This is a genomic window from Kitasatospora sp. NPDC057965, from assembly GCF_042887135.1.
GTDB lineage: Bacteria > Actinomycetota > Actinomycetes > Streptomycetales > Streptomycetaceae > Kitasatospora.
Window position 1 is genome coordinate 41,142 of the sequence record NZ_JBHVPZ010000015.1, and the last position, 23,562, is coordinate 64,703.

Annotated in this window: 16 protein-coding genes; 12 read left to right on the top strand and 4 right to left on the bottom strand. The window is 76.4% G+C overall.

Translation table 11 applies throughout. The annotated features are described in order from the left end of the window. Positions 1-91 precede the first annotated feature (91 nt). On the top strand, positions 92-2,182 hold the full coding sequence (locus ACFVVU_RS20415; RefSeq protein ID WP_387791323.1) for a hypothetical protein: 2,091 nt from the start codon (positions 92-94) through the stop codon (positions 2,180-2,182). Between the two features lie 994 nt (positions 2,183-3,176). Here ACFVVU_RS20415 and ACFVVU_RS20420 read toward each other — a convergent pair. Together ACFVVU_RS20420 and ACFVVU_RS20425 are read right to left on the bottom strand one after the other, a co-directional pair. Then, a complete protein-coding gene (locus tag ACFVVU_RS20420) occupies positions 3,177-4,862 on the bottom strand; it encodes a translation initiation factor 2 (protein WP_387791325.1) in 1,686 nt (561 codons plus the stop codon). Between the two features lie 703 nt (positions 4,863-5,565). Continuing rightward, positions 5,566-6,456, bottom strand: a complete 891-nt coding sequence (locus ACFVVU_RS20425) for a LysR substrate-binding domain-containing protein (RefSeq protein ID WP_387791326.1) — start codon at positions 6,454-6,456, stop codon at positions 5,566-5,568. A 128-nt stretch (positions 6,457-6,584) separates the two neighbouring features. Here ACFVVU_RS20425 and ACFVVU_RS20430 point away from each other — a divergent pair, with 128 nt between their 5' ends. From ACFVVU_RS20430 to ACFVVU_RS20445, 4 genes are all read left to right on the top strand, one after another. After that, positions 6,585-7,547, top strand: a complete 963-nt coding sequence (locus ACFVVU_RS20430; RefSeq protein ID WP_387791327.1) for a DMT family transporter — start codon at positions 6,585-6,587, stop codon at positions 7,545-7,547. 195 nt (positions 7,548-7,742) lie between these two features. Beyond that, positions 7,743-9,071: a sensor histidine kinase gene (locus ACFVVU_RS20435; protein WP_387791522.1), complete on the top strand. Its 1,329-nt coding sequence runs from the start codon at positions 7,743-7,745 to the stop codon at positions 9,069-9,071. Then, positions 9,059-9,724 carry a response regulator gene (locus tag ACFVVU_RS20440; protein WP_380682075.1) on the top strand — a complete coding sequence of 222 codons (666 nt, stop codon included), beginning with the start codon at positions 9,059-9,061 and terminating at the stop codon, positions 9,722-9,724. Before ACFVVU_RS20435 ends, ACFVVU_RS20440 begins: the two co-directional genes overlap by 13 nt. Positions 9,725-9,780: 56 nt before the next feature. Continuing rightward, positions 9,781-10,476: an alpha/beta fold hydrolase gene (locus tag ACFVVU_RS20445; protein ID WP_380682074.1), complete on the top strand. Its 696-nt coding sequence runs from the start codon at positions 9,781-9,783 to the stop codon at positions 10,474-10,476. A 380-nt stretch (positions 10,477-10,856) separates the two neighbouring features. Here ACFVVU_RS20445 and ACFVVU_RS20450 read toward each other — a convergent pair whose 3' ends face one another. Both ACFVVU_RS20450 and ACFVVU_RS20455 read right to left on the bottom strand, forming a co-directional pair. Further along, positions 10,857-12,032 carry a glycosyltransferase family 4 protein gene (locus tag ACFVVU_RS20450; protein WP_387791329.1) on the bottom strand — a complete coding sequence of 392 codons (1,176 nt, stop codon included), beginning with the start codon at positions 12,030-12,032 and terminating at the stop codon, positions 10,857-10,859. Continuing rightward, a complete protein-coding gene (locus tag ACFVVU_RS20455; protein ID WP_387791331.1) occupies positions 12,029-13,114 on the bottom strand; it encodes a hypothetical protein in 1,086 nt (361 codons plus the stop codon). The genes ACFVVU_RS20450 and ACFVVU_RS20455 overlap by 4 nt, the downstream gene beginning before the upstream one ends. Positions 13,115-13,744: 630 nt before the next feature. Between ACFVVU_RS20455 and ACFVVU_RS20460 the strand changes: the two genes are divergently transcribed. The 7 genes from ACFVVU_RS20460 (at position 13,745) to ACFVVU_RS20490 (ending at position 23,530) form a co-directional block, all read left to right on the top strand. Next, positions 13,745-14,821, top strand: coding sequence for a hypothetical protein (locus ACFVVU_RS20460; protein WP_387791332.1), 1,077 nt, complete (start codon positions 13,745-13,747; stop codon positions 14,819-14,821). Between the two features lie 147 nt (positions 14,822-14,968). Continuing rightward, positions 14,969-16,465 carry a pyridoxal-phosphate dependent enzyme gene (locus ACFVVU_RS20465; RefSeq protein WP_387791334.1) on the top strand — a complete coding sequence of 499 codons (1,497 nt, stop codon included), beginning with the start codon at positions 14,969-14,971 and terminating at the stop codon, positions 16,463-16,465. Between the two features lie 62 nt (positions 16,466-16,527). Continuing rightward, positions 16,528-17,316 (top strand): aminotransferase class IV, encoded by a 789-nt coding sequence (locus ACFVVU_RS20470; protein WP_380682069.1) that lies wholly within the window; start codon positions 16,528-16,530, stop codon positions 17,314-17,316. 294 nt (positions 17,317-17,610) lie between these two features. Then, positions 17,611-18,408 (top strand): ABC transporter ATP-binding protein, encoded by a 798-nt coding sequence (locus ACFVVU_RS20475; RefSeq protein WP_380682068.1) that lies wholly within the window; start codon positions 17,611-17,613, stop codon positions 18,406-18,408. Next, a complete protein-coding gene (locus ACFVVU_RS20480) occupies positions 18,405-20,984 on the top strand; it encodes an FtsX-like permease family protein (RefSeq protein WP_387791337.1) in 2,580 nt (859 codons plus the stop codon). Before ACFVVU_RS20475 ends, ACFVVU_RS20480 begins: the two co-directional genes overlap by 4 nt. A 330-nt stretch (positions 20,985-21,314) precedes the next feature. Continuing rightward, complete coding sequence (locus ACFVVU_RS20485; protein ID WP_387791338.1) at positions 21,315-21,944, top strand: hypothetical protein; 630 nt, start codon at positions 21,315-21,317, stop codon at positions 21,942-21,944. After that, positions 21,941-23,530, top strand: coding sequence for a multicopper oxidase family protein (locus ACFVVU_RS20490; protein WP_387791340.1), 1,590 nt, complete (start codon positions 21,941-21,943; stop codon positions 23,528-23,530). The genes ACFVVU_RS20485 and ACFVVU_RS20490 overlap by 4 nt, the downstream gene beginning before the upstream one ends. The last annotated feature ends 32 nt before the right edge of the window (positions 23,531-23,562 follow it).

Below are 23,562 nucleotides of genomic sequence, written 5' to 3' on the forward strand. Positions count from 1 at the left end.
GGTGTCGCCACCTTTCGCACCGCCGACGCACGCACTCCGACGACGCCCGCTTGTCCGACGCGATCCGGAAGAGAGGCCCTAGAGTTGACGGGTGGCCGAAGAGACGTGGAACAGGGTGGAAGGGCCGGTGCGGGCCGGCGCCATCGTGCAGGCGGGCTCCGTCGGGGAACTGCACGTGCACGAGGCGGCCGTGCCGGTGGCCGCCGTGCCGTGCCAGCTGCCGCCGGCGCTCGCGCACTTCGAGGACCGCGCCGACGAACGCGCCAGGGTGCTGGCCGCCGTCGCCGAGGGACCGGGCGACGGCGGCGGGCCGCTGGTCGTCGCGCTCAGCGGGATGGGCGGGATCGGCAAGACCGCGCTGGGTTTCGAACTCGCCCGCGCGCTGCTCGACCACTGCCCGGACGGCGCCCTCCACGTCGACCTCGACGACCTGCGCCGCGACGGCGCCGTGGAGACCGCCGACGCGCTCGGCGACCTGCTGCGCTCGCTCGACCCGCAGGCCCGGCCCGACCAGGAACTCCGCGGCCGCGCCCGCCAGTACTGGACCGCCACCCAGGGGCGGCGGCTGGTCGTGGTCGTCGACAACGCCCGCAGCGGTGCCGAACTGCGCCCGCTGCTGCCCGCCTCCGCCGCGAGCGTCGTCATCGTGGCCGGCCCGGGGCCGCTGTACGACCTCGACGGCGTCCGCCTCCTCGACCTGCCGCTCGGCCCGCTCGGCCCCGAGGACGCCGCCAACCTGCTGCGCCGGATCGTCGCCGACCCCCGGCTCGCCGCCGACCCCGAGGCCGCCGCCGAACTCGCCCGCCGCTGCGCCGGCCTGCCCGCCGCGCTCTACGTCGCCGGCCGCTGGATCCGCCGCCACCGGCGCCGCGAACTGCGCCGGCTCGTCGAGGACCTGACCACCGAACTCGACCGGGAGGGACTGCCCGTGGTGGAGGCCGTCTGGGACGCGGCGTACGCGAGCCTCGGCCCCGTCGCGGCGCGGCTCTACCGGCTGCTGCCGCACCACCCCGCCCCCGTCGTCGACGATCACGCGGCCGCCGCGCTGCTCGGCACCGACCTCGACGGGGCCGCCGACGCGCTCGACGAACTCGACACGGCCGGGCTGCTGGAGCGGCGGCCCGACGGCCTCGGCATGCACGCCCTGCTGCGCGGCCACGCGCTGCGCCGGGCGCGGGCCGCTTCGGCTTCCTCGGACGCCGTTGACGCGCGGCGCCGGCTGGTCCGCTGGTACCGGCGGCAGGCCGGGCGGGCCGACCTGGTCGCCGCCGGCCCCCGGCTGACCGTCTCCGCCCCCGCCGCCGAGGCACCCGCTCCCGCCGAGGTGCCGGACCTCCCATTCCCCGACGCCGCCACCGCGCTGCACTGGCTGGAGGCCGAACGGCTCGCCCTCTACGGCTGCGTCCGGCTCGCGGCGGAGGACGGGCTCGACGAGGAGGCGGTGGCGCTCTGCGAAGCCCTCTGGACGCACTTCCTCGACCACCGCCACTACGCCGACGCCATCGAGGCCTTCGGGCACGGTGTCGCCGCCGCCGTCCGCTCCGAACGGCTCGCCGCCACCGTCCGCATGCGCTGCCAACTCGCCCGCCCGCTCTGGGAACAGCACCGCTACGAGCAGGCCGCCGACGAACTGCGGCTGGCCGTCAACGGGGCCCGGCTGCTCGGCGACTCGCCCGAGGAGCGCAAACTCCGGGCCTCCGCCGTCGAGTTCCGCGGCAAGCTCGCCTCCGTGCGCGGCGACTGGGCCGCGGCCGTTCCGGACTTCGAGGCCGCCCGCGAGGAACACCGGGCCATCGGCAACGCCTACGGTGTCATGCTGCAGACCTACCTGCTCGGCCGCGCCGCCGTCGCGATGGGCGAACTGCCGCGAGCGGTCGAGCTGTTGACCGAGGCGCACGCGGAGGCGACCGCACTCGGCCGGGAACGGATGGCCGCCCGGACCGGCTTCGAGCTGGGCAGCGCCCTCCGCGCGGCCGGCCGCCGGGAGCAGGCCGCGAGCCTGTACCGCGCGGCCCTGACGGCGGCCCGCGAACGGCGCTCCCCGGGCGACGAACTGCGGGTGCTGGAGGCCCTGTCGGCGCTCAGCGAGGAGACCGGCGACGCCGAAGCCGCAGCCACCTACCGCACCGCCGCCGCCACCCTGCGCGGCCCCGACGGAAGCACCGCCGCACCACTCACCTGACGACACCCCGGACCGCGGATCCCAGGAAGTCGGCGGACCCGACTTCCGACTTCCCGCCCGCGAGCCCTCGCCGCCCGCCTGTGCGGGGGGAGCGGCCGCGGTGGTGGGGAGGTGGGCCGGCCTGCGTGTGGCGGCTGGGTGGTGGAGTGGAAAGTCGGTGGGTCCGACTTTTGGGTCTCGCCTGCGGCTCATTGGACCGACGTGCGGCGGTTCGGTGCCCCTTGTGCCGGTGCCTGGGCCCGACTTTCGATTCCCGCCCGCGGGCCCTCGCCGTCCGCCTGTGCGCGTGGAGCGGCCGCGGTGGTGGGGAGGTGGGCCGGCTTGTGTGTGGTGGCTGGGTGGTGGAGTGGAAAGTCGGTGGGTCCGACTTTTGGGTCTCGCCCGCCATTCGCCGGGAGCCATGTATGCGGATGGATCGGCGTCGCTGGCGGGCGGGGGTCGGGTGAGGTGGAAAGTCGGCTGGGCCGACTTCTGAGTGCGGTGCGCGCGTGGCAGCTGGGTACTGGGGTGTGCCCGGCGGGTGATGGAGTAGAAAGTCGGCGGGCCCGACTTTTGAGTGCCGCATGTGATTCGCCGGGGCCGATCTATGCGCGTAGATGGGTGGCGAAGTGGGGGCGGTGGAGTTGAATGCCGGGCCCGAGTGGGGTGCGGGGCATGGGGTGCGCCGGCGGGCCGGTGGGGTGGAAAGTCGGAAGGTTCGACTTTTGGGTCCCGCGTGCGAGCTGCGATCTATCTATGCGCGTAGATTCAAGTCGGTGGCGGCGGGGCGCCGGGGGGTGGAGTGGAAAGTCGACGGGGCCGACTTCTCGGTACGGCTCGCGTGTGGCAGCTGGGTGCGGGGCTTGCGGGTGGGTGGTGGGGTGGAAAGTCGGCGGGTCCGACTTTTGGGTGTCGCGGGATTCCCGTCGGAGGCGTTCTATGCGCATAGATCGATGGTGGCGGGGTGCAGGGGGTGGAGTGGGAAGTCGGTGGGGTCGACTTTTGGGTGGGGGTGTCAGAGGAGGTGCTGGAGGTCGGCGCTGGTGGCCGGGGTGAGGTGGAGGCGGTAGGGGGTTCCGTTGATGCGGCAGGTCAGGGGTGTGGTCGGGGGGTGTTGGCCGCCGAGGAAGGTGTGGGCGGCGGAGAGGGCGGCGGCGGGGTCGGTGTACCGCACGCGGCCGGTGGTCCGGTGCGGGTCGATCCGGAGAGTGAGTGGTTCGCCGTTCCGGCGTCGGACCAGGCAGCGGGTGGGGGAGAGGATGACGGCGGCGGTGCGGCAGCCCGGGTGGTCGGCGAGCGCCTCGGCGGTCCAGTCGGCGGCGGTCCGGTACTCGTGGTGCCGGGCGGCGTCCGGCGGTGGTGCGCCGGTCGTCCGGTGGTAGAGCAGCGCCGCGCTCTGCGTCTCGCGGATCCCGGCGCGGCCGTACTCGGCGGCCAGGTGGTGGTACGGCAGGTCCGTCCACGGCGGGAGCCGGTCGACGTCGATGACGACGCCGTCGGCCCGGTCCGCCCGGTCCGACCGGGTGGCCTGGACGGCGAAGGCGGCCGGGGTGCGGGGCGCGGCCGGCGGGACGGCGAGCGGGCGCGGGTGTGCGGCCCGGGGCGGCGGGACGAGGCCGAGCAGTTTGTACAGCTCCGGGCCGAGCGTCGTCAGCGCTTCCCCCGGGAGGGCGAACGCGGCCTCGGCGAAGCGGCGGGTGCCCGCGGCGGCCGGTTGCGCGGCGAGCACGGCCGCCGCGTCGTCGCCGGACGGGTCCAACCGGGGTGCGGCGGCGAGCAGGCGGGCCATCGGGCTGCCCGGGACCAGCTCCGCGCCGCCGTCGCAGACCGCCACCACGGGCCGGTCGAGCGCGGCCGCGTAGAGGGCGGTCGAGCCGTGGTCGGTGACCACGGCGTCGCCGGCCACCAGTAGCGCCGCCCACTCCTCGTACGGGCCGGCCAGTACCAGTCCCGCGTCCAGCGCGGGCCGCAGTCGCCGGGCCAGGTCGAAGGAGCCCGTCCGGCTGTACTCGTTGGGGTGTACGACCAGCGCCAACTGGTAGGCGTCGTACGGGAGCCGGGTGGCGAGCAGGGCGGGCAGGTCAGGATGCCGCGCGAGCAGCGACTCCGGCCCCCAGGTGGAGGAGAGCACGACCAGCCGGCGTGGACCGGTGCCGAGCGCGGCCCGGAACGCCTCGCGCCGGTCCGGTGAGGCGAGGATCCGGTCGAGCGTCGGGTCGCCCGCCACCAGCGCCGTCGACCCGGCCTGCGGGCACTGCTCGATGAGCCGGGCGACCTGGTCGGGGTGGGCGAGGGCGTGCAGGTCGGCGATCGGGCGCTCGTCGGCGGTGAGCAGGAACGCCGGGTCCAGTCCGGACGGGAGGTGCGGCGAACCCTCCTCGGAGAGCGCCTTGTTGAACCCGGCACCGTGCGGCAGCAGGACCTTGGGGCCGCGCAGCGCGGCCAGCTCACCCTTCGGACTGGCCGTGAGGATCAGGTCGTGGCGGCAGGCCAGCGCCTCCGGCCAGGACAGGCAGCGCGCACCCGACGAGGCGACGGCGGCCAGCGCGTCGACGTCGAAGGCGGAACCGGGGACGAGGGTGAAGCGGCACCGGACCCGGGAGTCGCCGTCGAAGACGGGCAGCAGGTCGAGCAGCCGGTGCAGCGCGGCCGCCGAGCGGACGGCGAAGAGCACGCCGAACGGGGCATCGGGCGGCGTCATCGGATCTCCCGGGCCGGAGACCTGGGGACGCGGGCCCGCTGCTGGCCGCTGGCCGCTGGCCGCTGGCCGCTGGCCGCTGGCCGCTGGCCGCTGGCCGCTGGCCGCTGGCCGATTCTCGCGCCTACCACGGCTCAGCGACGCCCGTCGAGCCGCGCCGAGCGGATGCTCGGGTGGCTCGGGGCGGTGCGGCGTCGGCGCGGGCATAGGGGCGATGGTAACCGGCGGACCGCCGACACGGGCCGGACCGCGTGGATCCCACCTCGCTCCGCCGCCACTCCACCCCGAGCCCCCGTCGATCGGACGTTCCGTCAGTCGGATCCGAATCTACGGGAGCGGTGCGCGCGGCGTTCGGGCAGGTCGGGCCGCAGGTGGGGCGGTGTCGGCGGTGCCGGGGCCCGGCGGATCAATCGGCGGTACCCGTCCGGGGTTCGTCGAGGAAGCCGGGCTGCGTTCGGGCGGGTGGCCGGGCAGCATGGCGGGATGCCGGATCTGCTGCTGCGGGGCGGCGTCCGGCTCGGAAAGCCGGTGACGTCGAGCCCGGAGCCTGACCCGCTCCACCCAGTTCCGGGGTTCGATCCTGCGGCCGACGGAGTCGCACTGCCGGCGGGTCCGCACGTCGGCTGACTGCCGTGGCCGGCCCAGCGGCGAACTCCCGCCTGCTCTGCTGGAACGCGGGGTTGCGCTTCCCGCTCCGGGCCGGCGCTCAGCGCGGGGTGGGCGCCCGGTGGGTGCCGTGCACCGCCGCCAGGAGGCCCGCCACCGTCGGCGACCACGGTCGGCCGGCCGGGCCGGTGAGGGTCAGCGTCCGGTGCGCGGCCGGGCGGATCGGGACGAGCACGCAGTCCGCCGGCAGCATCGGCTGGGCCAGCGCCGGCATCACCGACACCCCCACCCCCGCGTGCACCATGCCGATCAGCGTGTTGAGGTCCCGGATCCGGTGCCGGGGCGTGAACCGGACGCCCGCCCGGCGGTAGGCGTCCCGGATGTGCCGCTCGCAGCCGCCCTCCGAGAGCAGGAAGTCGTCGTCCTCCAGGTCGGCCACGTCGACGGTCGGCTCGCCCGCGAGCGGATGGTCGCGGCGGAGCAGCGCGTGCATCGAGTCCGCGCCGAGCGCGACGGCCCCCGGCGGCACCGGGTCCGCGTCCACCAGGACCGCCGCGTCCACCGTGCCGGCCTCCAGCCAGACGCCGAGTTCGTCATCCTCGCCCTCGAACACGCGCACCGTCAGCCGGGGGTGCTCGGTCCGCCAGTCGCGCAGCAGTCCGGGCAGCAGCCCCTGGCAGACGGTGGTCGGCGCGGCCAGCCGGACGGTCCCGGTCAGCCCGCCCGAGTGGTGGGCGGCGATCGTCCGCACGGCGGTGGCGGAGGCGACCGCCGTCCGGGCGTGCGGCATGATCCGTTCGCCCAGCGGGGTCGGCCGGGCCGGTGCGCCCCGGTGCAGGACGGGCGCGCCGAGCGTCCGCTCCAGGGCCGCCACCGCGTGCGAGACCGCCGACTGGCTCACGCCCAGCTCGACCGCCGCCGCCCCGAAGCCGCCCGCGTCCGCCACCGCGACCAGCGCCCTGAGCTGGGCGAGGTTCACCTCCGAGGTCATGAGACTTCCTCATCCGAGCAGCACTGTCACTTGTTGGACTCATGGTCGGCCGACCCGTCACCCTCTGTCCAGCGCGAAGCCGCGAGAGGCGAGGCGCGTCGACGAGAGCGGAAGGACGGGTGGCCGGGATGGGACGGCGCTGGTGGCCGGGGTTCGTGGCACTGTCGGCGATCTGGGGTGCGAGCTTCGCTCTGATCAAGGTGGCGGTCGACGCCGGGGTGCCCCCGGTGTGGGTGGCGGCCTGGCGTTGCCTGCTCGGCGCGGTCGCGCTCTGGGCGATCCTCGCCGTCCGCCGTGAGGCCGCTCCGCGCGACCTCGCCACCTGGGGCCACAGCGCCGTGGTCGCGGTGCTGCTGAACGCGGTGCCGTTCGTGCTCTTCTCCTACGGCGAGACCCGGGTCAGCTCGGTGCTCGCCGGGGTGATGAACGCGACCACCCCGCTGTTCGCCCTGCTCTTCGCGCTGGCCGCCCTGCCGGGGGAACCGCGTCCGGGGTGGCGTCGGCTCGCCGGACTCGCCCTCGGCTTCGCCGGGGTGCTCACCGTGCTGGGCGTGCAGCACGGGCTCGGCTCCGGTGCGGTGGGCGGTACCGGTTCCGGGGTCGTGGTCGGCGGGCTCGCCTGCCTGGCCGCGACCTGCTGCTACGGCGCCGGGTTCGCCTACCTGCGCCGCCACCTCTCCGCCCGACCGCACTCGGCCGCAGCCCTGTCCACCGCCCAGATCACCTGCGCCGCCGTCGAACTCGCGGTCGTCGCCCCGCTCGCCGCCGGCGCCCCGCACTGGCCCGGTGCCGGGGCCGCCGTGGCGCTACTGCTGCTCGGTGCGGTCGGAACCGGCATCGCCTACGTCCTCAACCTCGATCTGGTGCGCACCGCCGGGACGGCCGTGGCCGCCGCCGTCACCTATGTGACCCCGCTCTGGTCCACGGCCCTCGGCGCGCTGCTGCTCGCCGAGCCCGTCGGCTGGAACACCCTGGTCGGCGGCCTGGCCGTGATCGCCGCCGTCGCGCTCACCCGGCAGCCGCCGAGCGCCCCCGACGGCGCGGCGCGGACCGGACGCTGGGGCCGGAGAGGGCGTCAGCCGGTCGGTTAGGGTGGGCCGATGGGCGCGGGGCGGGCAGCGGACGGGGGCACGGGTGTGAACGTCGGCGTGGACGTCGGCGTTGATGTCGGCGTTGATGTCGACGGAGCCACCGGCGAGACCGTTGACCAGCCCGTCGACGCGACCACCGACGAGGCCGTCGACCGTGCGGCCGACGCGCCGCAGTCCCCGCTCACCGTCGCCGTCCTGGCGGCGCTGCGCGCCCGTCCGCTCCGCTTCCCGTTCACCCGTGACTCGCTGCGCTGCTGGGCCTACCTGGTCGGCGGCGCCCTGCTCGGTCTGCTGGTGGCCGTCCTGCTGGCGGCCCTCGTGGTCATCGGCCTCGGGCTCTCGGTGGTCGGCATCGGTCTGCCGCTGCTCCTGGCCGTCGCCCTCTCCGGCCTGCCGGTCGGCCGCCTGGAACGCCGCCTGCTGCGGCTCGTCGAACCGACCCCGCTGCCCGACCCGCACCGCGCACTGCCCGGGGCCGGCCGCCGCGCCCGGCTCCGGACCAGGCTGCGGGAACGCGCGACCTGGCGCGAACTCGCCCACACCCTGCTCGCCGGCCCGCCGCTCACCGCCGCCGGACTCGGCCTCACCGCCCTGCTGCTGCTCTCCGCGGCGCTGGTCGTCAGCCCGCTCGTGGTCTGGGCGATGGCCCCCGAGACCGTCATGCTGATCCCCGGCCACGCCGTCCCCGGACCGCTGTACGCCCTGCCCGCCACCGCCGTCGGCCTGGCCGGGCTGCTGCTCGCCGGCTACGCCGGGGCGCTGCTCACCGTCGTCCACGTCCGACTGGCCCGGCTGCTGCTCGGCCCCCGCGAGGAGGACCTCGGCCGGCAGGTCGTCGAACTGACCCGCTCCCGGGCCCGGCTGGTGGACGCCTTCGAGGCCGAGCGCCGCCGCATCGAACGCGACCTGCACGACGGCGCCCAGCAGCAACTCGTCGCCCTCAGCATGACCCTCGGCCTGGCCGCCCACGAACTGCGCCAACGCGCCGGGGCCGCCGGTACCACCGCCGTGAGCACCGGCGGCGCGACCCCCGGGGCCGGGCCGGTCGGCGACGACCCGGTGCTCGACCTGGTCGACCGGGCGCGCGGCGAGGCCCGGCAGGCGCTGGAGCAGCTGCGCGGCCTGGTCCGCGGCATCCACCCCCAGGTGCTCACCGACCACGGACTGGCCGCCGCCGTCACCGAGGTCGCGCTGCGCCACCCGATCCCCGTCGAGGTCGACCTGGACCTGCCCGGACGGCTGCCCGGTCCGGTCGAGTCCACCGCCTACTTCACCGTCACCGAGGCACTCACCAACGCCGCCAAGCACAGCGGCGCCGCCGCCATCACCGTCCACGGGCGGATCGCGGACGGCCGGCTGGTGCTCCAGGTGACCGACGACGGCCGCGGCGGCGCCGACCCGGCCGCCGGGGCCGGACTCCAGGGACTGGCCGACCGGGTCGCGATCCTGAGAGGACGACTGATGGTGACGAGTCCGACCGGCGGGCCGACCAGGCTCCGGCTGGAGGTGCCGTGCTCCGGCTAGTCATCGCCGAGGACGCCGTGCTGCTCCGGGCCGGCCTGGTCGAACTGCTCACCAGGGGCGGCCACCGGGTGGTCGCCGCCGTGGGCGACGCGGACGCGCTCGCCGCCGCAGTGGACGCCGAGCGGCCGGACGCCGTCGTCACCGACGTCCGGATGCCGCCCGGCTTCCACGACGAGGGGCTGCGCGCCGCCCTCGACCTGCGCGGACGCCACCCCGGCCTGCCCGTCCTCGTCCTCTCCCAGTACGTGGCCACCCCGTACGCCACCCGGCTGCTCGGCGCGGCCGGCGCGCAGCGGGCCGGGCTCGGCTACCTGCTCAAGGACCGGGTCGGTGAGGTGTCCGAGTTCCTGGACGCGCTGGGGCGGGTGGCGGCCGGGGAGACGGTGATCGACCCGGAGGTCGTCCGGGTGCTGCTCCGGCAGCAGTCCGCGGACCGCCCGATCACCCGACTCACCCCGCGCGAGCGCGAGGTGCTGGGGCTGATGGCGGAGGGCCTCAACAACCAGACGGTCGGCGCCCGGCTGAACATCACCGAGGCGTCCGTGGTGAAGCACTGCGGGAACATCTTCATGAAGCTCGACCTCGACCCGGTGGAGGGCAACCGGCGGGTCCTCGCCGTCCTGGCGCACCTCGCCGACCTGCGCGGCGAGTAGCCGGGCGGCTCGGTGGGGTCGGCTCGTTGTCGGTGGCGGGCGCTACGGTGCCCGCCATGACGCAATTCGTACTCGTGGCGGGTGCCTGGCTGGGAGCGTGGGCCTGGGCCGACGTCGTCCCCGGGCTGCGCGCCGCCGGACACGGCGTGCACCCGTTGACCCTCTCCGGCCTCGCCGAACGGCGCGGCCTGCCCGCCGGACAGCAGACCCACGTGCAGGACGTCGTCGACCTCGTGGAGGAGCGCGACCTGCGTGAGGTCGTCCTGGTGGGGCACAGCTACTCGGGCATCCCGGTCGGGCAGGCCGCGGAGCGGATCGGCGACCGGCTCGCCCACCTGGTCCTGGTCGACGCCAACGTTCCCGTCGACGGGCAGGCGTTCGTCGGTGCCGGGCCGTGGGGCGAGGCCGTCGCCGCGTCGATCGGCGCCAACGACGGCTACTGGCCGCCGCTCACCGCCGACGAGTTCGTGGGCCAGGGGCTCACCGACGCACAGATCTCCCGGATCGTCACCGGCTCCACCGCGCACCCCGGCGGCACCCTCACCGAGCCCGCCGCCCTCGCCGGTCCGCTCGCCGCGATACCCGGGACCTACCTGACCTGCCTCCTCGACAGCCCCGAACCCCCACCCGCCGTCGTCGCCCTGATCCGCGACGCCGGCTGGCACCACGCCACCCTCGACACCGGCCACTGGCCGATGTTCTCCCAGCCCGGGGCCCTCACCGAGCTCCTCCTGACCGCCGCCCGCCGCTGACCGGCCCGCCCGCCCCCCTGCTCCGCCGAGCGGCGCCCTGGTCGACCCGGGGCCGGGGTCAGGCCCGGCCCCGGCCCGGGCGAGTGGTCCGCTGTTGCCCTCCGGCGTGGGGTTGCGACTGGGCCAGGTCGCCCTGGTCGCTGTGGCCGGGGCCATGGGGTCGGGGTGGTTGCCTGTCTCGGGGCGTGCTGATTGCTTCGGTGGTCCGGTCGGCCCGGCCGGGCCGGGGTGTGCCGTCGGGCGGGGTTGTGGTGGCCGGCTTGGCGGGGTGGGCGGCTTTGGTGGGTGGCTTGCTGGGGTGTGCCTCGGCCTGGCAGGCGGGGTGCGTGGGGGCACTGGCTGTGTCGGGTTGGCCCGGTTGGTCGGTGAGGGGCGCGGGGTCAGCGCCGGGGTTGGTCGGGGCGGCTGGGCTGCTGGTGGTGGTGTGCCTGCTCGGGCGGGGTGGGGCTCTCGGCCAGGAGGGTGGCCAGGCGGTGGGCGGTGGTGTCCCAGGACCAGTGGGTGCGGACCCAATGGCGGCCGGCGGTGGTCATCCGGGCGCGGTCGGGGGCGGAGGCGCGGAGGATGCGGGCGATCGCGGTCGCGACGGCGGACGGGTCGCGGCCGTCGACGACCGTGCCGTTGACGCCGTCGAGGACGGCGTCCGGGGCGCCTCCGGAGCGGCCGACGACGACGGGCAGGCCGGCGGCGGCCGCCTCCAGGAAGACGATGCCGAGGCCCTCCGCCTCCAGGCCGGCCCGGCGGGTGCGGCAGGGCATCGCGAAGACATCGGCCGCGGCGTAGGCGTCCGGGGTGTCGGCGTGTTCGCGGCCGCCGGCGAAGACGACCGTGCCGGGTTCGGTGAACCTGCGGGCGAGGTCGCGCAGGCGGCGTTCGTCCGGTCCCTGGCCGACCAGGACGAGGACCGCGCCCGGCACGGTCCGCCGGATCAGCGGGAGTGCCCGTATCAGGGTGTCCTGGCCCTTGCGCGGCACGAGTCGTGCCACGCAGAGGATCACCGGCGCCTGCGGGTCGGCCTCCCGGGGGCGTGGGCGGAACAGTTCGGTGTCCACCCCGGGGACCAGCCGTTCCAGGCGGGCCGCCGGGCCGAGCGCGGGCGCGATCCGCTCGCGGGTGTGGGCACCGAGGTAGGTGACGACGTCGACGCTGTCACCGATCCGCCGCAGCAGGCGCCGGGCTACCGGGGTGCGGGCCCACCAGATCTCGTGGCCGTGGGTGGTGGCGACGGTTCGCCGGATGCCGGGCGCCTGCCGCCGCAGCTCCGGGGTCATCGCGGCGAGTGGGGCGGCGGCGCCGAACCAGACCCGGTCGCAGCCGTACGCCCGGGCGAGTTCGGCGGCCCGGCGGGTCACCCGGGGTGTGGGGAGCAGGGTCCGGGACCGGTCGCGGACCACCGGGAACGGGAGCGCGGCGTCATGGCGGGCGGCGCCGGGCTCGTCCGAGGTGTAGACGACGACCTGGTCGGCGCGCAGCCGGGTGGCCATGGCGTGGACGAAGGTCTCGATGCCGCCCTGCCGGGGCGGGAAGTCGTTGGTGACGATGAGTGTGCCGGTCATGGGACGGGGACCACCTGGGGTGTGCGGGGGCGCGGGGCGGCGGACGGGACGGCGCGCGGAGTGGACTGCGGGCGGGGAGGACGGTGCGGACCGGTGACGAGGGGGAGGCGGGGGAGACGGGGGACGAGGGCCAGTACGGCGGGCAGGGCGAGGTAGCCGAAGCGGGTGGCGGGGGCGAGCAGGAACGCCAGGGCGAGGCCGAGCGCGAGCCGATCGGCGGCGGCGACGGTGTCCCGGGGCGGGGTGCGGACCAGCGACGCGGCGACGGCGAGCCCGGCGAGCAGCAGCAGGGCGAGCGCTGTGTACCAGCCGCCGGGGCCGAGGTCGGCGAGCAGCCCACCGCGACCGGTGGGGAAGGCGAACACCTGCTCCACCAGCGGCCCCGGTGCGCGCAGTGCGCCGGGCAGGACCAGCGCGGCCGTTCCGACGGCGGCGGTGGCGAACGCCCGCAGGGCCGACCGGCGTCCGGCCGTGGCGGCGAGCAGGGCGACGACGACGGCGACCGCGGGCCAGGCCGTCCACTTGAGCGCGCAGGCCAGCGCGAGGGCCGACCCGGCGGCGAACGGGCGGGCCCGTCCGGCCAGGGCGAGCGCGAGCAGGCAGAGGCCGGCCAGCGGCAGGTCGACCCCGCTGACGCAGAGCGGCAGCGCGACCGGTGGTGAGGCGACCAGCGCCGCCACCGCGAGAACGGGCACGTTCAGGCCGCCGCCGCCGCCGACGCCGCCGGACGGGCGCACGGACGCGCGACCGCCGGCGTGCGGCGCGGCGCCGGGCCGTCCGGGGCGGACGGCGGCGGCCAGGCAGCCGAGGAACACGGCGGCGCACCACAGGCGGGCGTCGCCCAGCAGCCGGGCCGGCCAGCCGTCCGCGCCGAACAGGGCGCGGGGCAGCCCGAACAGTGCCATCCCGGGCAGGTAGGGGGTGTACTCGGCGACCGTGTGCGGCTCGGCCAGGTACGGAGTCCCGTGCCGGAGCAGCAACTCGCCCGACCGTTCGATGACGGCGACCTCGCTCTGCCCCTGCCCGGTCGCGACCAGGAGAAGCAGCGGCGTGAGCAGCGCACCGGCCAGCGCGACCGTCACCGATCCGGCCCGCGCCCACCGCGGCGGCAGCGTGAGCGCGGCGACCGCCGCCGCGAGGTACCCGGCGGCTGCGAGCAGCCCCCAACTCCGGTGCGGCCCCAGCCCGGAGACGACCGGGAACGCCCCTGCCCACCCGGCCGCGACCAGCCACCCGCCGCACCACAGCGCCCTCCGCCCGCCGGGTGGGCGGGGCGGACCGGAGGAACCCGGTGGACGGGGGACGCGGTGGACACGGCCGGTGCGGGGTGGACGGCCGCGGCGGGGGACGGAAGCGGAACCGGGAACGGATCGGGAGGCGGATGGGGAGTCGGTGCCGGACTGGGAGGCAGGGCCGGGGCCGGACGGAAACGCGGTACGGATGCGGTGGATCAGCACCACTTCATTGCAGCGGCGCAGGTCGGCGAGGTCATGACGGTCAGGTCGAGTCCTCAGGTCGGGTTTCCCCTACCACCGGGCGGGAGTCCGGGGCGGCCCCCGCGTCCTGAACACGGCGTCATGGGTGCGGTCGGTGTGCACGGGTGTGGCTCCTCCTCGTCAGCCGGCGTTCCGGACAAGGGAATTCGTATCCGATCTCACGTTCGGTGTCCACCGAATTACGTTCGGTGCTGATGGCTCGCTATCGTGGACCCCGTGGTGAGGTCCTGGGATGCGGCGGTCGGGCGGGCGCAGGAACGGTTGGCGACGGTGCCCGGGGTGCGGGCGGTGAGGGAGGGCGAGGGGCGTGGATTCGCGCTCTGGGACCTCGCCTCCTGCGCCGAGGGGGAGTTGGGCGAGTGCGTCGACCCGTCGGCGATCGGCCCGGCCGAGGAGCGCCGGCTGCGCGAGCGCCTCGGCGAGAGCGGCCGTGAGTGGCCGGGCGGCGAGCTGTACCGCCGCCGCTACTGGCTGCTGGCCGACGGCACCCGGGGCAACGGCGGCACTGGCGCCAGCACCAGCACCAGCACCGGCACCGGCACCGGCACCGGCGCCGGGGAGGCCGAGCCGGTCGGGATCTTCGCCGTCGACAACTGGACCAGGGGCCCCGGCCAGTTGGCCGTCTCCTCGCTCTACCTCCGCCCCTCGGCGCGCGGCTACGGCCTCGCGGCGAGCGCCCTCGACCACGTCTACCGGGCCGCCACCGCCGAGGGCCTGCCCGGCTACCGACTGGAGGCGCACTGGACCTGGCAGCGCGCCGTCCGCTACCACCTGCGCCGCGGCCTGTGGGTGGTCTCCTGGAAACACGCCCTCGGCCTCGCCCGGATGCCCCAACTCCCGCCCTACCGCGTCCGGGAGGAGGACGGCCGCCTGGTGCTGCTGGTCGCCGACCGCCCGTCGCCCGACCCGGCCGAGGCGGTCTGGACGCCGCTGCTCGCCGCCGGGAGCGAGGGCCGCCGGCTGCGCCTGGACGAGACCGCCGCCTACCGGCAGGCCGACGGCTGGGTGCACGGCTACGCCCGCTCGACCCTCGCCCTGCACCTCGCGCTCGCCGGCCGTCCGCTGGTGCGCGGCCCGCAGTGGTGGGCGGAGGCCTGGCGCTGGGCGGACATCGGTGAACCGGAGGGCCTCGCCTACCGGATCGGGCACATCGAGCAGGCGGCCCGCGCCGCGGGGCGGGCGGTGGTCACGCCCTACCGGGCCCCGGCCGTCCCGGACCTGCCCCGGCCGTCCGAGGAGCCCCGGCCGGACGTTCCCGCCCTCCGGCCGTCGGACGGCGCGTCGACGACCTGAGGGGCCGCACCCCGCGCACACCACCGCACACCACCGGAACACCACGGACGAGTCGCAGGACCCGGCCTACCGGCGCGCCACCCTGGGCAGGCTCCGCCGGAGGCCGTGCCGACACCGCCCGCAGCAGACCGAGTCGAGGAGCCCGCCATGCCCGCACCCGCAGAGCCCGCCATGCCCGCACCCGCGGAGCCCGCCATGCCCGCACCCGCGAAGCCCGCACCCGCTGTGCACGAATCCGTCCTCGACGCGATCGGCGGGACGCCGCTGATCCGCCTCGCCCGGCTCGGCGCCGGCCTCGCCGCCCCGGTCTACGCCAAGGCCGAGTTCCTCAGCATCGGCGGCAGCGTGAAGGACCGCGCCGCGCTGTCCATGGTGCTGGCCGCCGAGCGTGACGGGCTGTTGGCGCCCGGCGGGACGATCGTCGAGGCGACCTCGGGCAACACCGGCATCGGCCTGGCGATCGTCGGCCGTCGGCGCGGCTACCGGGTGATCGCGGCGGTGGCGGACCGGGCGGCGCCGGAGAAGTCGGACATCCTGCGCGCGTACGGCGCGGAGGTGGTGCTCGCGCCGACCGCCGTGCCGCTGGAGGACCCGGCGCACCTGTTCAACGTCGTCCGCCGGATCGTCGAGGAGACCCCCGGAGCCTGGCTCGCCGACCAGTACGACAACCAGGCCAATCCCGACGCGCACGTCCGCACCACCGGCCCGGAGATCTGGGAGCAGACCGGCGGCCGGGTGACCCACTTCGTCGCGGGGGTCGGCACTGGAGGCACCATCACCGGCACCGGCGGCCATCTGAAGGCGGTCTCCGGCGGCGCGGTGACCGTGGTCGGCGCCGACCCCGAGAGCTCGGTCTACGGCGGCGGGGACGGCAGCCCGTACTACGTCGAGAGCATCGGCCACTTCGTCCACCCGGACACCGCCGAGGACCGCTGGCCGTTGGCCTACCGGCGGGACGTCGCGGACGCCTTCGAGCGCATCCCGGACCGCGAGTCGCTGCTGACGGCGCGCCGGCTCGCCCGTGAGGAGGGCATCCTGGCCGGGCCGTCCTCCGGCACGGCGGTGGCGGCGGCGCTGCGGGTGGCGCGCCGGCTGGGGCCGGAGGACCTGGTCGTGGTGCTGCTGCCGGACTCGGGCCGCTCCTACCTTTCCAAGGTGCACAGCGACGCGTGGATGCGGCAGTGGGGCTTCCTGGAGGACGGCGTCGCGGCGGGGAACGGCGGCGCGGTGGAGCACGGCGCGCCGACGCGGCCGACCGGCCTGCGGCCACTGCTCGACGCTGCCGGGCCGCTGGTGACGGTCGACGCCGGCGCCACCGTCGGCGAGGCGGCGCGGACGCTGCACGGCGTGCCGGGCGGCGTGGCCCCGGCCGTCCTGGCGCGGACGGCGCGCCCGTACGGGGTGAGCGCGGCGGAGGTGGTCGGCGCGGTGTCCCGGGAGGTGCTCGCGGCGGCCCTCGCGGACGGCTCCGCCAAGCCGGACGCTCCGCTGGGCGCCCTGCTCGGGCCGGCGCTGCCGGCGGTGGGCGTCGGGCAGTCGGTGGCGGAGGCCCGCGCGGCGCTCGGAGCGGGGCACCCGGGTGTTCTGGTCCTGGTGGACGGCCGGGCCGCCGGGGTGCTGCCGCGCTCGGCGCTCGCCGACTAGCTAGGCCCCGGGACCGCCGCCCCCGCCCCGCGCCGGCCGGGACCCCTGGGAGACTCGACGCCATGGCAGAGATCGAGATCGACGGAGCGCCCGCCGACCCGGCCCGACTGGCGGCCCTGGGCCTGCTCAACTACGGGCACTTCACCACCCTGCGCGCCGAGTCCGGCCGCACCCGGGGCCTCGCGCTGCACCTGGACCGGCTGGTCCGGGACTGCCGCACGGTGTTCGGTGCCGAGCTGGACCGGGCGGAGGTCCGCACCCGGATCCGCCGGGCGCTCCCGGCCGACGGCGCGCCGGTGATCGTCCGGGTCACCGTGTTCGACCCGGCGCTCGGCCTGGAGCGCCCTTCCGCCCCCGCCGTACCCCACCTGCTGGTCACCACCCGCCCGGCGCCGGCCGCCGCGCCGGGGCCGCTGCGGGTGCGCACCGCCGCGTACCGGCGCGAGCTGCCGGAGGTGAAGCACGTCGGCCTGTTCGGCCTGCTGCACCAGCGTCGGCTCGCCCAACTCGACGGCTACGACGACGCCCTGCTGCTCGACGACGCGGGTCGGATCACCGAGGGGGCCACCTGGAACGTCGCCCTGTACGACGGCCGCGACCTGGTCTGGCCGGACGCCGCCGCGCTGCCCGGCGTCACCGCCGCCCTGCTGGCCGACGCGCACACCGGCCCGCAGCGGCGCGAGCCCGTCACCGCGGACGCCCTCGGCGGCTTCGTCGCCGCCGTCGCCGTCAACGCGGGCGTCGGCGTCCGCCCGCTCGCCGCGATCGACGGCACCGCCCTCGACCCGGCGCACCCGGTCGTCGGCGAGCTGCGCGCCGCCTACGAAGGCGTCGACGGCGAGCAGATCTGACCGCAAGCGCCCGAACCGACGCACCTGACCCGAAGCACGTGATCGCCGGCGCCCGACCCGAAGCGCACCGGGCACGCACACCGGGCACGCACACCGGGCACGCACACCCGGCACGCACACCCGGCACGCACGCCCGGCGCACGCGCCCTGACGCCGCCCGGACACCGCCCGGACACCGGACCGGGGGATAACCCCACCCCCGGTCCGCCAGCGGCCTGCATGGTCCGCCGCATCCCGCCTTCCTAGCCTGGAACTCGTCGACGAGCAGCGACGATCCACGAAGGAAGGCCCACCATGGCACCCCGCCGTTCCCGCCCCCAGCCCGAGCCGACCGGGCGCCCCGCCGCCCACGCCGCGATCGAGCTGCGCGACGTCCGGCGCAGCTACGGCCGCGGTGGCGAGACCGTGCACGCCCTGCGCGGCATCGACCTGGCGCTCGGCCACGGCACCTTCACCGCCGTGATGGGACCCTCCGGTTCCGGCAAGAGCACCTTCCTGCAGTGCGCGGCCGGCCTGGACCGCCCGAGCACCGGTGAGGTCTACCTGGGCGGCGAGGAGATCACCCGGCTGAGCGAGGACCGGCTGACCAAGCTGCGCCGCAGCCGGATCGGTTTTGTCTTCCAGTCCTTCAACCTGCTGCCCTCGCTGACCGTGCTGCAGAACGTGCTGCTCCCGCTGCGCCTCGCCGGGGAGCGCCAGGACCGGGCCAGGGCCCGGGAGCTGCTCGCACAGGTCGGCCTCGGCGACCTCGGCCGCAGGCGCCCCGGTCAGCTGTCGGGCGGTCAGCAGCAGCGGGTGGCGATCGCCCGCGCGCTGATCACTTCCCCGGACGTGCTGTTCGCGGACGAGCCGACCGGCGCGCTGGACACCACGACCGCCCACGAGGTGCTCGGCCTGCTGCGGCGCGCGGTGGACACCATGGGCGCCACCGTCGTGATGGTGACCCACGACCCGGTGGCGGCCTCGTTCGCCGACCGCGTGGTCTTCCTGGCCGACGGCGCGCTCGCCGACGAGCTGTACCACCCGGACCCGAAGACGATCGCCGACCGGATGGTCAGCCTGACCGCGCGTCCGGTGGGGGTGGCGGCATGAGCAACGGACTCGCCCGCGCCTCGGTGCGCTTCCGCCCCGCGTCCTTCGTCGGCACCTTCGTCGCGCTGCTGTTCGGTGCCGCCGTGATCATGGCCTGCGGCACGCTGCTGCAGACCGGCATCACCGCCTCGGTGCCGTCCGTCCGGTACGCCGAGGCGCCGGTCGTGGTGGCCGCCGACCCGAACGTCTCCATCAAGTACAAGAAGAACGGCGACGACGACACCCACGAGCAGCCGTTGTCCGAGCGGGCCCGGGTGGACGCGGGCCTGGTGGCCGGGATCGCCGGACAGCCCGGTGTCGCCGCCGCCCGCCCCGATACGGCGTTCCCCTTGCAGGCCGCGGCACCGCGTGGGGCGTCCCAGGGCCCGGCGGGCCCGGCGGGCCCGCTCACCGGCCGGGGCTTCGCGGCGCTCGGCATCGCCGGCCCGCAGGACAAGCTGGTCGAGGGCCGCGCCCCCGGCGTGGACGAGGTCGTGCTGGACGCCGACACGGCGCGCGCCGCCCACCTCGCGCCGGGCGCGACCGTGGTGCTCAGCGCCCCCGGCGGCAGCGGCAGCTACCGGATCTCCGGTCTCGCCGCCGCCCAGCAGGCCGGCCCCACCGCCTGGTTCGCCGACCAGCAGGCCGACCGGATCTCCGGCCACCCCGGCCGGGTGGACGCCATCGCCGTCCAGCCCCGCGAGGGCGTCGACCGCAAGACCCTGACCGCCCAGGTGAAGCAGGCCGTCGGCGGCGCCGCCGAGGTGCTGAGCGGCAAGGGGCGCGGCGAGGCCGAGCAGCCCGTGCTCAACGAGGCCAAGGTGATGCTGGTCGCGATCGGCGGCTCCTTCGGCGGTACCGCCACCATGACCGCAGTGTTCGTGGTCGTCTCCACCGTCGCCCTGGCCACCGGCCAGCGTGCCCGCGAGTTCGCCCTGCTGCGCGCCGTCGGCGCCACCCCGCGCCAGATCCGGCGCACCATCGCCACCGAGGCGATGCTGGTCGCGCCGCTCGCCGCCGCGCTCGGCATCCTGCCCGGCGTGGGCCTGGCCCGCTGGTGGTTCGACGGGATGGTGGAGCGCGGCGTCGTCCCGGCCGACGTCGAGCTGTCCGTCGGACCGCTGCCGATGCTGGTCGCCGTCGTGCTGTGCACGCTCGCGGCCCTCGCGGCCGGCTTCTTCGCCGCCCGCCGCCCCGCGAGGATGCGGGCGAGCCAGGCGCTGGGCGCGGCCGCCGTGGAACCGGCCCGGCTCGGTGTCGTCCGCACCCTGCTGGGCGTGGTCTTCACGGCCGGCGGCGTGGTGCTCGCCGCGGTCGCGGCCAACCTGGACGGCGAGAACGCCGCCAACACCGCGCTCGGCGTGGTGATGTGCTTCCTGGTCGCGGTCGCCCTGCTCGGCCCGTGGGTGGCCCGCGCCGCGGCCTGGGTGCTGGGCCTGCCGCTGCGGGCGGGCGGCGCGCCCGGCTCGCTGGCGGCCGACAACACCCGCGCCAACGCCCGCCGGCTGGCCTCCGCGATCACGCCGATCGTGATGGTCACCGCCTTCTGCGGCACCCTGCTGTTCATGCAGAGCACCATCCGTCACGAGACCGGCGAGCAGGTGCGCACCGGCATCACCGCCGACCACGTGCTCGGCTCCACCGGACCGGGCCTGCCCGCCGCCTCGCCCGGCACGCCCGGTGTCGTCGCGCAGGCGGCCGGGGTGCCCGGTGTGGACGCGGCGGTCGGCGTGCTGCACACCGGCATCGTCGTCCGCACCGGCGACCAACTGCTCTCCGCCACCGCGCTGGGCGTCACCGGTGACCCGTCCCGGCTGCCCCGGGTGCTGGACCTCGGAGTGCGCGACGGCGCGCTGGCCGACCTGGGCGGTTCCCCGGACACCGTCGCGCTCTCCACCGAACTGGCCTCCTCCCTGGGCGCCAAGGTCGGTGACCACGTCCCCTTCTGGCTCGGCGACGGCACGGCGGTGAAGCCGCTGCTGGTCGCCACCTACCAGCGCGGGCTCGGCTTCGGCCAGGCGCTGCTGCCCCGGGCGGCGGTCGCGGCGCACGTCACCGCCGCCTACGACGCGCAGGTGCTGGTCGCGGACGCGCCCGGCGCCGACCGGGCCGCGGTCGCCCGGGGCCTGTCCGACCTCGGCGTGGCCGGGCTGACGGTGACCGACCGGGCCGGGTACGCGGCGCAGTCCGACAAGTCGCAGGAGATGGGCTCCTGGGCGAACTCGGTGATGGCCGGCGTGCTGGGCGGCTTCGCCGCCGTCACGGCCGCCAACACCCTGGTGATGACGGTGCTGGACCGGCGCCGCGAGGTGGCACTGCTCCGGCTCGCCGGGACCACCCGGCGCCAGGTGCGCCACATGATGCGCTGGGAGGCGCTGCTGGTGGCCGCGGCCGGTCTGGGCGTCGGCGCGGTGATCGCCTGGCTCACCCTGGTGCCGATCACCCGGGGCATCACCGGCGCAGCGCCGCACGTCCCGGCCGGGACGGCGCTGCCGCTGGCGGCCGCGGCGGTGGTGCTCTGCCTGGGCGCGACGGCCCTGCCGGCCAGGGCCCTGCTGCGGTCGAGTCCGGTCGCCTCGGTCGGCGGGAAGCAGTAGCGGACCCCGGGCCCTTCCGGGCGCCGGAGCGGGGAGCTCCCGGAGCACACCGGGGGAGTGGACGGGCGGTGCGCGCGGGGGTGGCGCACCGCCCGTCCGGGTGACAAAGACGCGCTGAACAGGCGGGAGCGCGGGGTCGCCGAGCGCAAAGGCCTGGCACCGCACCGATAGTGAGGGGTGGTCAGCCGCGTTCGTGGCCGCGCCCGTCCCGGTGCCGCGTGCCCGGACGCGCCTGTCCCGCCCACACCCCCGCGCCGAGCGCCCTTCGGCATGCCCGTCACCCCGGCGTGCCCACGGCGCCGCGGTGCCCGGCAGAGAGAAGGCCGACCGTTGAGCAGTCCCCCGGTGATCCGCACGCCCCGCCTGCCGCTGTTCCCCCCGGCACGTTCCGCGGACCGCGCGCCGGCGCCCCCGGCCGTGCGCCTGCCGCGGCTGCTGCTGCGCGGCGCCACGACCGCCTCGGCCGTGCTGGTGCTGGCCGAGACGGTGCTGGCCGCCGGTTTCCTGAACGGCCACTACGAGGCGCTGCGGGGGCACGCGCTGGCCGCGATGGCCCTGGGCGGCGTGCTGCTCCTCCAGCTGGCGGTGGCCGTGCCGGTCCGCCGGGCCACCGGGCCGGCGGGGGAGCGGGGGCCCTGGTGGCCGCTCGTGGTCACGGCGCTCCTGCTGTTCGCGGCCGGGGCGCAGACCGGGACCGGCTACGAGCGGGCGGTCGGGGTGCACGTGACGCTGGGCGTCCTGCTGGTCAGCGCGCACCTGTTCGGCCTGGTCGGCGCGTGGCGGCTGCCGCTGACGCTGCCCGCGCCCGCGCCCGCGCCCGCGTCGGCGCCCGCGCCGTCGCCGGCGGTGGAGGACGGGACCGGGCGCCTGCCCCGGCCGTCCGGAACCGGCAGCGGAACCGGCACCGGCACCGGCAGCGGAACCGGCGCGGGCACCGGACCGGTGGAGGTGGCGCCGTGAACCGCCGCCGGTTCCTCGGCGCCGGTGTGGCCCTGCTCGGCACGGGCGCCCTCGGAGCCTTCGCCGTCCCCGCGACCGCCCGGCTGCTGGCCGAGGGCCGGCCGGGCCGGCTGCTGCGCAGCGAGGTCCCGCTGCCGGAGGCGTTCCAGGTGCCGCTGCCGGTGCCGGCCGTGCTCGCCCCGGTCCGCTCCGACGCCACCACGGACTACTACGAGATCACCCAGAAGGTCGCCCGGCTGGAGATCCTGCCCGGTCTGCGCACCGAGACCTGGACGTACGGGGGCAGCTACCCCGGGCCGACGCTGTCCGTCCGCTCCGGCCGCCGGACGGTGGTGACCCACCGCAACGAGCTGCCGGTGCCCACGGTGGTGCACCTGCACGGCGGCCACACCCCGGCGGACAGCGACGGCTACCCGGTGGACCTGGTGTTCCCGGTCGGCTCGTCCGCCGAGCACACCGCCGGGCACGGGATGGCCGGAATGGCCGGGATGGAGGGAATGGCCGGCGCCGTCGACCTCGGCCGGACCACCATCGGCACCCGCGACTACACCTATCCGGGCCACCAGCGCGCCGCCACCCTCTGGTACCACGACCACCGGATGGGCTTCACCGGCCCGGCCATCTGGAACGGCCTGACCGGCTTCCTCCTCGTCCGCGACGACGAGGAGGACGCCCTGCCGCTGCCGCGCGGCGACCGCGAGCTCCCGCTGGTGCTCGCGGACCGCGCCTTCACCGCCGACGGCTCCTCCGCCTACCCGGCCGTCGACCCCGAGCTCGCCGCCCCGGGCGTCACCGACGACTACATGAACGGCGTCCTCGGTGACGTCATCCTGGTCAACGGCGCCCCCTGGCCGCGCGCCGCGGTGGACCGGGCCCGCTACCGGCTGCGCCTGCTCAACGCCTCCAACGCCCGCCTCTACCGGCTGGAACTCGACCCGCAGCCGCCCGGCGGCGACGCGCTCGTCCAGATCGGCGGCGACGGCGGCCTGCTGGAGGAGCCGATCGCGCACGACGCGGTCGAGATCGCCCCCGCCGAGCGCTTCGACCTGGTGGTGGACTTCTCCCGCTACCCGCCCGGAACCGCGGTGCGGCTGATGAACCGCTTCGGCGGCGGCCGGACCGAGGAGGTGATGCTCTTCGACGTCGGCTCGCGAGCGGTGAGCGACGACTCGACGGTGCCCGAGCGGCTCTGCACCCTCGAACGGCTCGACGCCGACGACGCCGTCGCCACCCGGGTGTTCGGCTTCCGCCGCAGCCGCGGCGGCGACTGGACCATCAACAACCGGTCCTACGAGCCCGGTCGCGCGCTCGCCAGCCCGGCGCTCGGCAGCACCGAGATCTGGCGGTTCTTCAGCGACGTCCACCACCCCGTCCACCTGCACCTGAACTCCTTCCAGGTGCTGTCGCGCAACGGCGGCGACCCGGGCGCCTACGACGCGGGCTGGAAGGACACCGTCGACCTGCGGCCGGCGGAGGCGGTGGAGGTGCTGGTGCGGTTCACCGACTACCCGGGCTCGTACATGCTGCACTGCCACAACCTGGAGCACGAGGACATGGCGATGATGGCGGACTTCGCCGTGGAGTGACGCGGGCCGCACACCGACCCCCGTGCACCCGT